Below are 13,760 nucleotides of genomic sequence, written 5' to 3'. Positions count from 1 at the left end.
GGTCAAGGGTGTTTTTTGATCTACGCAGGTAACGCCTATAATCTAATCAACTGAGATTTATTTCCAAATTCTTCTATTCCTTTTAAATCGGTGGCTGTAACCCAAAATTGTAGATTTGTATTTATAAAAAATTCGGTTAAATATTTTCGTCTTCTATCATCTAAATGAACAAACACCTCATCTAAAAGCAAAATAGGTACTATTTTAGTCAGCTTTATAGCATAATTCATTTCCGCAAGTATTATTGCTATTAAAATAGCTTTCTGCTCACCGGTAGAGCAAAATTTTGCCAAGATATTTTTGTGTTTATGTTTAACTAAAAAGTCGCTTTTATGGACTCCAAAACTGGTACGACCAAGTAATTTATCTTTATCTCTCGTTTTATAAAGCTCTGCCGCAATAAAACTAACAACATCTTCTTCGCCGTTTAATATTTTCTGCTCTACCGCTCCATCAATTGATAGCTCGGCTTTTGGAAATTCGTTTTCCAGATCATCAATTGCTTGTTGCATAAACTCTAAGGTTTTAAGGCGATTATTAGCAATATAGGTTGAAGTGTCAGTCATTTTTTCTTCAATAGTTTTAAGCCAATTATTATCCCACATGTCTTCAGCTAGAATTTTATTCCGCTCCTGCATATAATGTTCATATTTACTAACTAATTCTGCATGTTTTGGATCAAAATTATAAACTATTCGGTCAAAAAATTTTCTTCTATCACTAGTACCACTTGTAAAAATCCCCTCCACTTGGGGAGTAAGCCATACCATGCTGGTAAATTTACTTAGCTCATTATTGGCGATTTTGGAATTATTATATTTAGTTGCTCTTCTATTGGATATACGTTTGATTTGTGTGTTAAACTCTGCAAGCCCAAGCTTACTTTGCATTAAAGCCCTAACAAAGCAATGATCTTCTGACTCTCCACATATATCAGCAAGTCTTGCTGATCTTAAACCTCTACCTGGATAGAAAAGCGATATTGCTTCTAAGATATTAGTTTTACCACTACCGTTTTCACCAATAATAGTTATCGGAGTATTATCAGTTTTTAGCTCAAGATTTTTGAAATTACGATAATTCTCAAGTACTAAAGAATGTAAAAAAATATTTTTCATTTGTAATTAAACTTCGTCTACCAACTCTTCATTTATTTGAGGTATACCGTCTAGAAATTGCCATAGTAGCTTTGCTCCTTTTATTGCTCCCTGATATGCTAATTCTTGTTCATTTAGGCTTAAATTATCAATCAAATTTGCACATTCTTGAGTATGCCATTGATCAACTTCACTATGAACAATAAAAAATTGTAAAGTCCTATGATCTAAAATTCCATAAAATTTTTGTAACCCCTGAATTTTAGAGTTAGATACTTCAGGGGTTTGACGCTCATAAGCATATAAGGCTCCAAGCCCTACAGCAAAAGATTTTTCTGTTAACTTAAAATAACCTTGAACAAGTTTTTGAGTTGAGTCTAATTCAGGTTCTGAAGTAAGTTTGCTTCTTAAACATCCTATTCCTTCAGCAAAACGTTTCCATAATTCCGGATGATTTTCTTCGCCTTGTTCTTCTTCTACAAGATTACTAAGTAGTATTTGCCTAGTTTTTATATCGCTACATTTAGAATGTATTGCACTTATATAACATGGAAAAGCGGCAACGTGATGATAATACTCTTTTGCATAGGTTTGTAAAGTAGAACGACTAAGCTTTCCCATATTCCATAATTGATAAAATGGGTGATTTAAAAGGTGATATTGCTTAAGATCTATATTGAGTTGTTCTAAAAATTTCATGTTACCTCCTATTTTATTATTGATATTTAGGTTTTGCAAACTTATAAATTTTATAATTATTTGTTTTATCGATCATTATTGAATCCCAACCTTCTAAAAGATCAAGAGGAAAAAAAGTATCACCTTCATAGTCCTTATTTATCTTTGTAAGTAAGAATTCATTTATAAGATTTTGCTTTAGAAAAAAAGTAGCTATTTCTGCACCTCCGACCATAAAAATTTTTTTATCGCTAAAAAGCTTTATTACTTCCCAAAACTCGTCCAAAGATTTCACAAAAAACACATCATTATCAAATGATTGAGTAGGTATATTTTTTGAAAAAACAACACAAATACAGTTTTGCAAGATTTTAGGAGGCAGTGAGTCAAAGGTTTTATGTCCCATGACTATAATATTATTTTTTACTATTTGATAAAAATACTCAAATTCTTTAGGGTAAAACCAAGGCATCTGCCCTTTAAGCCCTATCACTCCTTTAGGATCGCATGCCATTATGCCGGTAATTTTTCTATTTTTCATAATATATTTTATTTATTAAAAGTATACGCCTGTGCTACAAAGAATCTTTGATGATCCTTAACATTATGTACTCGTAAATAGTCGACTTTATTTTCAGCTAAATATTTTGATATTGCTATTGTTTCTAAATCTCTTTCTTCTGCTCTACAATTATAGAAAGTAGAAATATAAGATTTTCTTGAGTGACCAACTAATATCTTACATCCTAATTTTTTAAATTCTTGAATATTTTGTAGTATATGTAAATTTTGGTAAACAGACTTTCCAAAACCTATACCAGGATCAAAAATTATATCTTTTCTATCAAATCCACATTTTTCTAATTTTGCTATTTCTTGCTCTGCCCATATATTTAGACTAATAATCGGAGATTTATTAAAATCAAGACATTGCTGTTTTTGTGGCGGAATGGTTAGCGAATGCATAATAACAATTTTACAATTATAATCTGCAATTAATCGTAATGTATCATTATCTAAGTTAGTTTTAACTAAGTTAATACAATGAATAGGATATTTTTTTAGAATTCGTTTTATCACTTCAGGTAAAAAAGTATCGATACTAATAAGGGATTCTGTTTTTTCTATAACTCCTTTTAGCTCTTCAAGAACATTATCAAGCCTAGTATATTCTTCATCCTCACTAATCATAAAAGCAGAGGGACGTGTTGACTGAGCACCAAGATCAATGATGCTGGATCCTACATCCATTAAATGTATAAAATTCTTAACGGCATCTTCCTTATGAAAACTCAAACCTCCATCAGAAAAAGAATCAGGAGTAATATTTAAAATACCAACAAATTGAGGTTCTAAAACGAGCGAGCGTATAACTCCTTGATTTTCGATTAAATGGGCTATTTCTGCAAAGGTTTTATCTTTATAGAGGTTATCATTAGCACAAACATAACGACATTCTAAGCTTAAGCTTGCAATAAGATGAACAAGAAACGGTCTATTTAATAATTGAGAATGTGGTATAGCTTAATGCGATAAGATAGTGACTCAGAGTATGAGTTAGATTATACTAAATGAAAAACTTATGGCAAAGGCATATTCATACGATTTAAGAATATGAGTAATAAAAAGTTTAACAGATGGTAAAACAATAAAAGAGACTTCTGAGATATACTCTATTAGTAGGAAGACTATAATAGAATGGAAAAAATTAAAGAAACAAACCGGCGATATCAAAGCAAAAAGTGGTTATCATACAGGACATCGTAGAATAATAAGAGACATAGAGGGATTTAAAAAATTTATAGAATTAAATTTTGATAAAACCACCATGGAACTAGCTAACAACTGGAGTCAAAAAGTATCTGCAAGTACGATATCAAGATTGCTTAATAAATTAGGTTATAGTTATAAAAAAAACTTTTCTTCATCCCAAAAGAGATGTTGGTCTAAGGAATGAGTTTATATTGAAACTAAAAACTATAGACAAACAAGATTTAGTATTTATCGATGAATCTGGGATAGAAGATAATAGCTGTAGAGAACACGGGTGGAGCATTATCGGTCAAAGATGTTATGGTGAAAGGGTCTATCAACATAAATCACTGATTAGTATGATTGCTGGGGTGTCTGCCAAAGATATTATTGCCCCAATAATATTTGATGGGACATGTAATAAGGACATTTTTGAAACTTATGTACAAGAGATATTGATCAAAGAGTTAAAGCCTGGTCAGATAGTAGTAATGGATAATATTAATTTTCATAAAAGTACAAAAGTGAAAACGTTAATTGAATCTTTTGGTTGCAGTATTTTATTTTTACCAACTTACTCTCCTGATTTAAATCCTTACTATTACCCACAATTATAAAATGCTGCTAGAGTATTCACTGATCATTTTAAATAAGAAGGATAGGCGATATGCAAGATATAGTAACATACGGGATAAATATATCAAGCACTGGTTGGTTAGAGAATGAGCTCAGGCATGTTGACTTTAAAGATAAAAGACTTATAAATCGGCTTATTAAAACCAGTAACTTACTTGATAGCAAAGCATCCGGCACAATAAATCAAAGTTGCAGATCCTGGAAAGATGCGAAGGGAGCTTACAGACTATTTAGCAATGATAAGTTTGATATAGATGAAGTCTATTCTTCGCATCATGTGGAAACACAAAATAGAATCCAAGGCAAAAATTTAGTGTTTGCAATTCAGGATACAACTTACCTGGATTATGACACTCATATTAAGACAAAAGGGCTAGGCAGTATCTCCAAAGCTTATACAAAGCACAAACAGGGTCTTATTATGCATAGTACTATTATAGTGACGCCAGGAGGTCTGCCTTTAGGCCTTACCTCTCAGCAATGTTGGGCACGTATCGCAAGGGAAGAGGATCAGAAGGAAAAAGCAAGGCGTAAGTATATCACTCACATCAAAGATAAAGAAAGCTATAAATGGATTAACGCGTTTGAGGAAACAATTGCCAATATTCCTGAAAATACTAGAGTTATTACGGTTGGAGATAGAGAAGCAGATATCTTTGATTTGTTATGGAAAATTGAAGAATCAGCTGCAGAATTTGTAATTCGCAACAGACAGGATAGGAAATTTATTTGCCCGGAAAATGGTAAAACAAAAATACAAACGAAAATAAGTAAGCTACAGTCCAAGAAAGAGATTAGACTGAAAATCCCAGGCAATGGACTTCATAAAGCAAGAAAAGCAAATGTTGAAATTAAATACACATATGGGCACATACCAATTAGGTCTGTATCTTTATATGGCCCTGAAAATACTGATCACAAAATCAGTGACAAATTAGCTGTTTATGTTGTAAGCGCTAAAGAAATTAATGCCCCTGTTGGAGTAGAGGCAATCGATTGGACTATACTGACCAACATCCCCGTGAGTAGCTTTGAAGATGCTGTTGAGCGTATAACTTGGTATAAGCTAAGATGGAAAATAGAAGAATATTTTAGAGTTCTGAAATCAGGATGCAAGATAGAAGCCTCTCGCTTATCTGCCGAAACAAAGCTACAAAAATTAATTGCCATAAAAAGCCTCATTGCTTTTAAAATTTTATATTTATCAAAAATAGCCTCAACTTGTCCTGAAGAGAGCTGCGATAGCATACTTACCACCCAAGAATGGAAAACGCTTTATATGCGCGTGCACAGAACAAATAATACTCCTGGCAAGCCTCCAAATATAAAAGAAGCTATTATTTTGCTTGGTAAATTAGGAGGCTTTATGGCAAGAAAGAGTGATGGGTTGCCCGGAGCAATGTCTTTATGGCGGGGATATGAAATCCTTCAAGAGAGCGTAATGATGCTATCAATTGTTAGTGGTAAAATTTGTGGGTAATAGTAAGATTTAAATCCTATTGAGCATTACTGGTTTAAAATCAAGAACGAAATAAGAAAAACTGTTTCTAATTTTGAGCACTTTTTTGATGCGGTTTACTATGCTCTTAAAAAAGTCACTACCTTATCGCATTAAGCTATATTTTTAAATCTGGTGTATCTACACAATAATTATCCCAGAGTAAAATATCTAAATCTATAGCTCGAGGAGACCATTTATTATAAGGCTCTTTTCTGCCTATTTGCTGTTCAATTTTTTTAAGCAAGGTTAGCAGTTCATTGGGCAATAAATTAGTAGTACCTTGCACCACCATGTTAAAATACGGCTTATCCCAACTACTATTTGCATTAGATGATATAATAGCTTGCGTCTCAAAAATAATAGATTGCTTAATCTCTTAGGGTTTAATTCCCCGAAGGTCTGCTTCGTGATATACTAGATGCATGGAAGAAAGCAGTTATATACATAAAAGTGATAATGTCACAGTACTAATATATCATTTAGTAACACCGGCAAAGTATAGAAGAGTAATATTCAAAGAGGAACTAGACGATTATTTATGTAAAATTTGTGAGGACATAGAAGCTCGTTATGAAATTAGATTTTTGGAAATAGGAGTAGATAAAGAACATGTACATTTTTTACTACAGTCAATACTAATGTATAGCCCAACAAAAATAACTCAAATCATAAAAAGTATTACATCTAAGGAAATGTTTAAGAAATATCCAAATCTTAAAGAAAAATTATGGGGAAGTGAGTTTTGGAGTAAAGGATATTTTATGAGCACAGTAGGTAAACATGGTGATGAGCGGAAATTACGTAATTATGTAAAAAATCAAGGTTCAGGCAAACCTTCTTATAAAGCATTTTAACAAAAACAGTTAAAACTTTTTGGATAGATACCTCGTAGCTCTGCTGCGAGGAGTATCATTAAACTATAAGGCTTTTGTAGAAGAAGACAATATTTAAATTGAAATGCCGCCGCTTTTTTTAAAACCGGCACGAGCTCTTTCAAGCTTTTTAATAAGTTTAGGGGAATATGATTTGATATCTCTTGGCTTCCCACCCTCATATTTTCGAGCTAATTTCATTCCACCTCTAATAAAATTATAGGCAAAATTCATTAGTTTTGTCTCACCTGCTATCCTTTTCGGATTCATAAACATGTAAATCTGATAAACGGCAAAGCTTTTGATTAAACGCTTTAGGTCTATTCTTGCCTGCTTGGTTAAGCCTTGTAATTTATCTTTCGGGTTTGCAAGATTTTTATTAGCATCTCTAACAATTTTAGAATGCTGATGCATTAAATAGTTACTGACTTCGGAAATATTTTTACTGATAAGTTTTTCATCCATCTTCAGCATTTTAAGCTTTAGATTTTTAGTCTTACCCAAATATTTACGGATCAATAAAATAATTTGCGATTGGAGTTGAGTTAAATCCATAGTTTGTTCATTTAAGATAGCAAGTATCTGCTCTATCTCATATTCAAAATCTTCATTTTGGCTCAACTCCTCAAAAAGCTCTTCTACTTCGGTGCTTTCAAGTACAAGCGAGTCGCTAACACCCATTAAAGCATCTTTTATTTGCTCAGCAATTTTTTTCGTATCATCAGCTGGATAATCTTGAGTCATATCTAATTTGTAATTAAATATATTTATTTTATACTATCACCTCATTTTTACTTGTCTATAAAAATTATATTAAGATATTTTAATTACCTGAGTCTGAATAATAATCAGAATCATCCCCACTTAGTGAAACATCCTTAGGATCATAAATAGGACGTGATAAATCTACAGATGTATCTTGCTCTATTTTTTGAGGAATCTCAAATTTTCCTGCTAATTCTTTATACTCTATAGCTTGCGTAAAATACTCTGTTTTATTATTATTCGGTGGAACTATGTTTGCTAGCTCTATATATCTCAGATAATTTTAAATAATATTTAGGCTCAACTATTTCTTCCAGCTTACCTATAGCCTTAAGATAAGCTTTTGCCGCATCGTCTGTTAGATTGTGTTTTTTATAATATTTTGCTTGTAGTAAATATTCTTCTGCTAAATCCTTACTACCTATCTTAGAGTCAAGCATCAGCTCATTGATTAATCCTTTAAATGCTTTCTTTTCATCACCAATACATTTAGTGTTTCTTAAATATTCCAATGCTTTTTTATATTCACCCTGATTTAAATATATCTTACCGAGCTTCGTGTTTGCTTTAACAGAATCAAAGGCAGTAGCTTTTTTATACAACTCTATTGCTGAATTAACACTCACAACTTGTGCATGCTGACAGTAAGTTTCAGCTAATTGATGTTTGTATAATTTTTCTTGTTGGTTATAGAAACCGATAGATCTATGGGTTTCTATTAACAATTCTCCTAATAAATTATAAAAATACTGTTCTTGCTCTGGTAATATTGTCATTGCTAAAGTAAAAGGGACCAGTAAATTGCACGAAAAAGGGACCAGAGAATTTGGTGTAACCTAATAAGGTTATAATGTGCAATATTCACTAGATAATTAATTAAAATAAATATCTAGTGATACAATGATAAGAATAAATATGTACACAACAATTATCACCCTTTATAAGCAAGGCAATAGTCAAAGAAATATTGCCAAACTAACGAGAATAGACCGTAAAACAGTAAGAAAAATAGTAAACCGTTATGTAGAGTCTGGTACAGAATCTCCTGCACCCTATGAACGATCTTCAGCACTGGATTCTTGGCACGAACAAATAATTGAGTTATTAGAAAAGAATCTAAGTTACATAAGAATTTTTGAAGAGTTAAAAATTCAAGGTTATACAAAAAGTTATGGTTCGCTAACCCGTTATATCAAAAAATATAAGATACAAAATAACAGTTGCATTCGTTTTCATACTTTAGCAGGAGAGGAAGCACAAGTAGATTTTGGTGACATAGGCTTACAGTATAATTCTAAGGGGCGTAGAGTTAAAGCATATGTATTTAATATGCGTTTAAGTTATAGTCGCCTTGATTATTATGAAGTAGTGTTTGATCAAAGTTGTCAAACATGGATACAATGTCATATCAATGCATTTAATTATTTTGCTGGCAGTCCAAAAGTAATAAAACTTGATAATCTTAAAGCTGGAGTGGTAGATAGCAATTTCTATGAGCCCGTATATCAGAAGGAATACAAACGTTTAGCTGATCATTATGGAATTTTACTTTCTCCTTGTCGTGTATATCAACCTCAAGAAAAAGGCAAAGTAGAATCAGGAATAAAGTATGTCAAAAATAATTTTTTTGCTGGACGTAAATTTCATAGATATGAAGAATTAACACATGATCTTGCTAACTGGTTAAATAAAGCAAATAACCGAATACATGGTACTACTAAAAAAATTCCTCAGGAACTATTTGAGCAAGAAGAAAGTAATAATTTAATGCCTTTACCATTAGAAACGTTTGATTTGTCATCGTGGCATAATCGAAAAGTAGCAAAAGATTGTCATATCACCATAGATAATAATTATTATTCCGTACCGGCAAAATATATATACAGTGAGGTACTGGTACAATTATCACCAAAACTTGTTCAAATATTTTCTATCCAAAATGATTTAATAGCAAGGCACGTTAGAACAGATGGCAAAGGAATATTTACCACTAATCCGTCTCATTATGCCAAATATAAACGTCTATGCCCAGGTTTTATAGAATATAGTGAACATTATCAACAACAAATGCAGCAGATAGGAAATAATTGCAGTTTATTATTAGAGTTATTACAACAAACACGAGTAAATGATTGGCAACGTTGTGCTAGAGGTATTATTTCTTTACGTAAGGTTTACAATGATGAGTTAATAGATAAAGCTTGTCATAGAGCATTACATTACGGTATAAGTTCTTACTCTAAAATTAAAAATATCTTAAATAGTAATGCAGTAAACTTACCATTGCCAGAGTTTGGAGGTCAGAATGCAGAACTTGCTTAATGACCTACGTAGTTTTAGATTATCAGGTATAGTCAATAGCTTAAATGAAAGGATTATTTATGCTCAAAATAATAAACTAGGATTTAAAGAATTTCTCTCACTATTATGTGAAGATGAAAAATCTCACCGTAAGGATAATAATTACCGTCGTCGTAAAAGTGCTGCTAAATTACCAGTCACTAAAAATTTAGAAGACTTTGATTTTCAGTTCCAACCAAGTATTGATGCCAAAGTAATAAGTGATTTATCTACTTGTGATTATATTAATACTAAGGGCAATGTCATATTCATAGGTAATTCTGGAACTGGCAAAACTCATCTTGCTATTGGATTAGCATTAAAAGCTTTAACACGAGAATACTCTGTATATTTTACTACGGTATCGGATATGCTTTATAATTTACATATTGCAAGAGCAGATAATAGCTATCACAAAAAAGTTAAATTACTCTTATCATTTGACTTATTAATTCTTGATGAGTTAGGTTTTAAGCAATTACCAAAACATTCAGTAGATGATTTTTTTAATATTATTGCTAAACGATATGAAAATAAATCTACCATTATTACCACAAACAAGGATTTTGAAAGATGGAATGAAATATTTGCTGATGAGTTATTAACTCATGCAATTATTGATCGAGTAGTACATCATGCACATATACTAAACATCACAGGTAAAAGTTATCGTATTAATAACTATAAATTTGGAGGTCATTTGACATAAAAATTTTTACATATAGTGGTCCCTTTTTCGTGCAATTTACTGGTCCCTTTTTATTTGACAATGACAGTAATATTTGGCTATGTAGTAATTTATTATATATTATTGCAGTAAAATTTTTTTCTATTTCATCAATAGTTTTAAATCCCGCAACACATTTCCAGAGAGATTTAGCTTCTTGCTCACTAACCGAACTTACTAATTTTTTAAAGTTATTCATACCATCGGTTATGATGTTAGAAATATTTATATGGCTAGAAGATATATTATGAATATTATCCGTTAAAGTAGTTGTAATATCATCTACGCTTTGAATTTCGGCACCTTGTATAGATTTTAAAAAAGCTTTCAGATTATTTATATTATTTATTTGATCTGCATTTAAAGTCTTATTATTTTTTATTTCTTGATAAAACTTTTTAACAGCATCCTCTATTTTATTTGAAAATGAATGATCATCATTTTTTAATCTCTTAGGGTTTAATTCCCCGAAGGTCTGCTTCGTGATATACTAGATGCATGGAAGAAAGCAGTTATATACATAAAAGTGATAATGTCACAGTACTAATATATCATTTAGTAACACCGGCAAAGTATAGAAGAGTAATATTCAAAGAGGAACTAGACGATTATTTATGTAAAATTTGTGAGGACATAGAGGCTCGTTATGAAATTAGATTTTTGGAAATAGGAGTAGATAAAGATCATGTACATTTTTTACTACAGTCAACAATGTATAGCCCAACAAAAATAACTCAAATCATAAAAAGTATTACATCTAAGGAAATGTTTAAGAAATATCCAAATCTTAAAGAAAAATTATGGGGAAGTGAGTTTTGGAGTAAAGGATATTTTATGAGCACAGTAGGTAAACATGGTGATGAGCGGAAATTACGTAATTATGTAAAAAATCAAGGTTCAGGCAAACCTTCTTATAAAGCATTTCAACAAAAACAGTTAAAACTTTTTGGATAGATACCTCGTAGCTCTGCTGCGAGGAGTATCATTACAGTTTTAAAAGACTCTATTAATTCTGCTTCTAAATTTATTTTATTAAAAGGAGCAAATAAAGTGCTAAACCAATCTTTAACATTAATTATGTTTAGATCATGTTGATCACTTAATTTAAGGTTAGAAAAATATTTCAGATAATTTAGGAAGCTTTCCAATTTAGAGTTTGGGAGTTCTAAAATCTGATTTAACTCTTGAACAACTTCTAAAAAACTTCCTATAGTTTTATTACTATTATCTGTAGCTTTATGATTTTTGATGATTTCTATTAATTTTTTTAATTTATCAGTATTATCAAAAAATTTAAATTTAAAGACCGAGCTCTTTTCTTTATCCCATTTTGCATGCACTAATTCTTTAAATTTACTGACCTCATTTGTTATATTATAATTAACGGTCTGTATTATAAAATATGGAATAAGTTTTTCATCGATGGTTATTTTATTATTTTCATTTTGAGTTATATTATTACCATAATTTATTCTAAAATCTAATAGAGCTTTATATTGCTGTGCTAGTTCACTAGCTTGGGGCAATAAATAGATACAAAACTTACGCTATGTTTGGTTCTAAATATCGTAAAGATGGAGAACGAAGCTGTTGTTGCATATAGTCATCTAAAAGCCCTAACTTTATTTGGTAGACCGTTTTACCTATTTTATTTGCAGTTCTTTTGAGAAAAGCCCAAACTAGAAATGCACAACTAATGTGATTACGTTGGATACGCTGTTTTCTGCATTGGCAACGTTCTATACCAGTCAGTTGCTTAATTTTTCTATGCATGCTCTCAATTACCCATCGCAAGCCAAACTCATCTTGTGCAGCTTTAGAAGATTTTTGAGTTTTGTTATTGGTAACAACATAATCAACTCTGTTGGTAGAAACAGTAAATTTAAACAAATTAACATGCTTATTTTTGGCAAATCCTTTTATATGAATCTCCATTCCATTCTTAATTTCTTCATCTGAAAACGTCAACTTGCTAACAGCTTTATAAGGCTCGTAATCACACGTTTTACTAACATTTCTATTGGCTTTAATAGGGGCATAATAATATTTGCCCAAGGAGTCAACATGTTGCATAATTTTGTGTGTAGCATACCATGTGTCAAAAAGTACAGTTTGAAAAGGAATCTTTTTACTATAAACAGCATTATTGAACATCTTTAGTAGGTGATCTAGTTTCGTCGCTCCATCATGATCAGATGAAAAAATGCGATAATCTATTACCCAAAACTTATCAATATCGGGGTTATAATATACAAGACTCACTACTCCTATACCGGTAGTAACTCCACCTGTAGCTCCACTATACTGCGATCTAGCAACCTCTATTTTCTTTGTGTTCCTTTTGTTTAACACCGTATCATCAAATATTGTATATCCGTTAGATGAAAAGATAACATCATTCTTAATGTGTTCCCATAACAAAGAAGGAGTATATTTTTCATTTTCTAAAAATCTATTAACGCGAGTTTCGAATTAATATAGCATAGGATTTAGCATATCAAGAGAGATGTAATAGAAGGTTTATTATCAGACATTTGATAATTTATCAGTGCTGCAACCATATGCACAAAGGCATTTGTAACTGATCTATGCCTTGAATGCTCAAACTTCCCCAATAGTTTAATTTTACTAAACACAGATTCTATTAATGCTCTTTTAAGCAATAATATTTTATCCAACATAGACATAAGTTTATTTTTCATATTTTTCTTTACCCTAGTTACCATAAAAATTCCTTGCTCTAAAAGTTGTTGAAATAATTGTTGTGAAATATAACCACGATCTCCGAATACTTTACCAAAAAGATTTTTGATCATCAGTTCCAGCTGTTTTCTATCATCCTTATTGCCAGGGCTAAAAGATGCTTTAACTATACCACCGGCTCTATTAATTATTAGATGTAGTTTAAGTCCATAGAACCAACCTTTTGTTGTCTTACTGCGTGCTGCTATGCCGGCGAACACTTTATTCATTGAAATACGGTATCTCTTACATACCTCTATACTACTTGAATCTACAAAAGAAAGGCCATCACACTGATCCAAAATAGAATTGAATATCAGTACTAATAGTGGTAAATGTGGACCTATTATTTTTATAAATTGACTATAGCTTACTAATTGAAAATCTCTTTGATGATAAATCCATATTTGCTTCAGATAATAATTCTTAAAACAATCATAAGATGACTGCCAGTAGCCTATTATAATTGTTATTACCTCACTTCTGTTAAGTCGACTTTTAGGACCAGATTTGTTGTTATGGTTAGTAATTGAATTTGTATGCTTGTCTAATTCTTGAAAAAAATCATCGACGTAACAAAATATTTCTGTAAAATCCATTATCATAGGTTATTGCTCTTAAAGTTTTTTCAATAACCTATAAACTTTTTT

General features: G+C 31.2%; 17 protein-coding genes and 1 pseudogene. 7 read left to right on the top strand and 11 right to left on the bottom strand.

The window, feature by feature from the left end; translation table 11 throughout:
* Positions 1–35 precede the first annotated feature (35 nt).
* The 4 genes from recF to folP are packed head-to-tail and all read right to left on the bottom strand — an operon-like array spanning position 36 to position 3,071.
* Complete coding sequence (gene recF / locus ACOAL3_RS08980; protein ID WP_419234881.1) at positions 36–1,118, bottom strand: DNA replication/repair protein RecF; 1,083 nt, start codon at positions 1,116–1,118, stop codon at positions 36–38.
* Between the two features lie 6 nt (positions 1,119–1,124).
* On the bottom strand, positions 1,125–1,796 hold the full coding sequence (locus tag ACOAL3_RS08975; protein WP_419234880.1) for a CADD family putative folate metabolism protein: 672 nt from the start codon (positions 1,794–1,796) through the stop codon (positions 1,125–1,127).
* Positions 1,797–1,812: 16 nt separating this feature from the next.
* Complete coding sequence (locus ACOAL3_RS08970; protein WP_395476902.1) at positions 1,813–2,316, bottom strand: dihydrofolate reductase; 504 nt, start codon at positions 2,314–2,316, stop codon at positions 1,813–1,815.
* An 8-nt stretch (positions 2,317–2,324) separates the two neighbouring features.
* The gene (gene folP, locus ACOAL3_RS08965) at positions 2,325–3,071 is read right to left on the bottom strand and encodes a dihydropteroate synthase (protein WP_419234879.1); all 747 of its coding nucleotides are present in this window, start codon (positions 3,069–3,071) and stop codon (positions 2,325–2,327) included.
* 325 nt (positions 3,072–3,396) lie between these two features.
* On the opposite strand from folP, the gene ACOAL3_RS08960 reads away from it, so the two are divergent.
* Genes ACOAL3_RS08960 through ACOAL3_RS08950 form a run of 3 tightly spaced genes read left to right on the top strand, consistent with a single transcriptional unit; the run spans position 3,397 to position 5,643 of the window.
* Complete coding sequence (locus ACOAL3_RS08960) at positions 3,397–3,732, top strand: helix-turn-helix domain-containing protein (RefSeq protein ID WP_419235606.1); 336 nt, start codon at positions 3,397–3,399, stop codon at positions 3,730–3,732.
* 7 nt (positions 3,733–3,739) lie between these two features.
* The gene (locus ACOAL3_RS08955) at positions 3,740–4,144 is read left to right on the top strand and encodes an IS630 family transposase (RefSeq protein WP_419234855.1); all 405 of its coding nucleotides are present in this window, start codon (positions 3,740–3,742) and stop codon (positions 4,142–4,144) included.
* 50 nt (positions 4,145–4,194) lie between these two features.
* Positions 4,195–5,643 (top strand): IS4 family transposase, encoded by a 1,449-nt coding sequence (locus tag ACOAL3_RS08950; protein ID WP_419234585.1) that lies wholly within the window; start codon positions 4,195–4,197, stop codon positions 5,641–5,643.
* A 136-nt stretch (positions 5,644–5,779) separates the two neighbouring features.
* Here the strand turns inward: ACOAL3_RS08950 and folK are convergent, their stop codons facing one another.
* Positions 5,780–6,001, bottom strand: a complete 222-nt coding sequence (gene folK, locus ACOAL3_RS08945) for a 2-amino-4-hydroxy-6-hydroxymethyldihydropteridine diphosphokinase (RefSeq protein WP_419235635.1) — start codon at positions 5,999–6,001, stop codon at positions 5,780–5,782.
* A gap of 85 nt (positions 6,002–6,086) precedes the next feature.
* Here folK and tnpA (ACOAL3_RS08940) point away from each other — a divergent pair, with 85 nt between their 5' ends.
* A complete protein-coding gene (tnpA, locus tag ACOAL3_RS08940; protein ID WP_419234878.1) occupies positions 6,087–6,518 on the top strand; it encodes an IS200/IS605 family transposase in 432 nt (143 codons plus the stop codon).
* 93 nt (positions 6,519–6,611) lie between these two features.
* On the opposite strand, the gene ACOAL3_RS08935 is transcribed toward tnpA (ACOAL3_RS08940), so the two are convergent.
* Both ACOAL3_RS08935 and ACOAL3_RS08930 read right to left on the bottom strand, forming a co-directional pair.
* Positions 6,612–7,280 carry a DUF5394 family protein gene (locus tag ACOAL3_RS08935; protein WP_419234877.1) on the bottom strand — a complete coding sequence of 223 codons (669 nt, stop codon included), beginning with the start codon at positions 7,278–7,280 and terminating at the stop codon, positions 6,612–6,614.
* A 257-nt stretch (positions 7,281–7,537) separates the two neighbouring features.
* Positions 7,538–8,077, bottom strand: a complete 540-nt coding sequence (locus ACOAL3_RS08930) for a hypothetical protein (RefSeq protein WP_419234876.1) — start codon at positions 8,075–8,077, stop codon at positions 7,538–7,540.
* 139 nt (positions 8,078–8,216) lie between these two features.
* On the opposite strand from ACOAL3_RS08930, the gene istA reads away from it, so the two are divergent.
* Together istA and istB are read left to right on the top strand one after the other, a co-directional pair.
* Positions 8,217–9,623 (top strand): IS21 family transposase, encoded by a 1,407-nt coding sequence (istA, locus tag ACOAL3_RS08925; RefSeq protein WP_419234561.1) that lies wholly within the window; start codon positions 8,217–8,219, stop codon positions 9,621–9,623.
* Positions 9,607–10,350 (top strand): IS21-like element helper ATPase IstB, encoded by a 744-nt coding sequence (gene istB, locus ACOAL3_RS08920; protein ID WP_419234522.1) that lies wholly within the window; start codon positions 9,607–9,609, stop codon positions 10,348–10,350. The genes istA and istB overlap by 17 nt, the downstream gene beginning before the upstream one ends.
* On the opposite strand, the gene ACOAL3_RS08915 is transcribed toward istB, so the two are convergent.
* Positions 10,316–10,567, bottom strand: coding sequence for a hypothetical protein (locus tag ACOAL3_RS08915; protein WP_419234875.1), 252 nt, complete (start codon positions 10,565–10,567; stop codon positions 10,316–10,318). The two genes, istB and ACOAL3_RS08915, sit on opposite strands and share 35 nt — an antisense overlap.
* Positions 10,568–10,866: 299 nt before the next feature.
* On the opposite strand from ACOAL3_RS08915, the gene tnpA (ACOAL3_RS08910) reads away from it, so the two are divergent.
* Positions 10,867–11,322, top strand: coding sequence for an IS200/IS605 family transposase (gene tnpA / locus ACOAL3_RS08910; protein WP_419234874.1), 456 nt, complete (start codon positions 10,867–10,869; stop codon positions 11,320–11,322).
* Here tnpA (ACOAL3_RS08910) and ACOAL3_RS08905 read toward each other — a convergent pair.
* The 3 genes and pseudogenes from ACOAL3_RS08905 to ACOAL3_RS08895 all read right to left on the bottom strand — a co-directional run bounded on the left by ACOAL3_RS08905 (position 11,292) and on the right by ACOAL3_RS08895 (position 13,715).
* Entirely contained in the window at positions 11,292–11,894 is a 603-nt protein-coding gene (locus tag ACOAL3_RS08905; protein ID WP_419234873.1) for a hypothetical protein, read from the bottom strand. The genes tnpA (ACOAL3_RS08910) and ACOAL3_RS08905 overlap by 31 nt on opposite strands.
* Positions 11,895–11,910: 16 nt before the next feature.
* Positions 11,911–12,828, bottom strand: a pseudogene (locus ACOAL3_RS08900) (IS701 family transposase); the annotation flags it as partial.
* 29 nt (positions 12,829–12,857) lie between these two features.
* On the bottom strand, positions 12,858–13,715 hold the full coding sequence (locus tag ACOAL3_RS08895; protein ID WP_419234519.1) for an IS982 family transposase: 858 nt from the start codon (positions 13,713–13,715) through the stop codon (positions 12,858–12,860).
* Positions 13,716–13,760: the final 45 nt, after the last annotated feature.

Source organism: Rickettsia endosymbiont of Nabis limbatus (assembly GCF_965196655.1).
Classification (GTDB): Bacteria; Pseudomonadota; Alphaproteobacteria; order Rickettsiales; family Rickettsiaceae; genus Rickettsia.
This window is presented reverse-complemented; position numbering and strand designations above follow the sequence as displayed.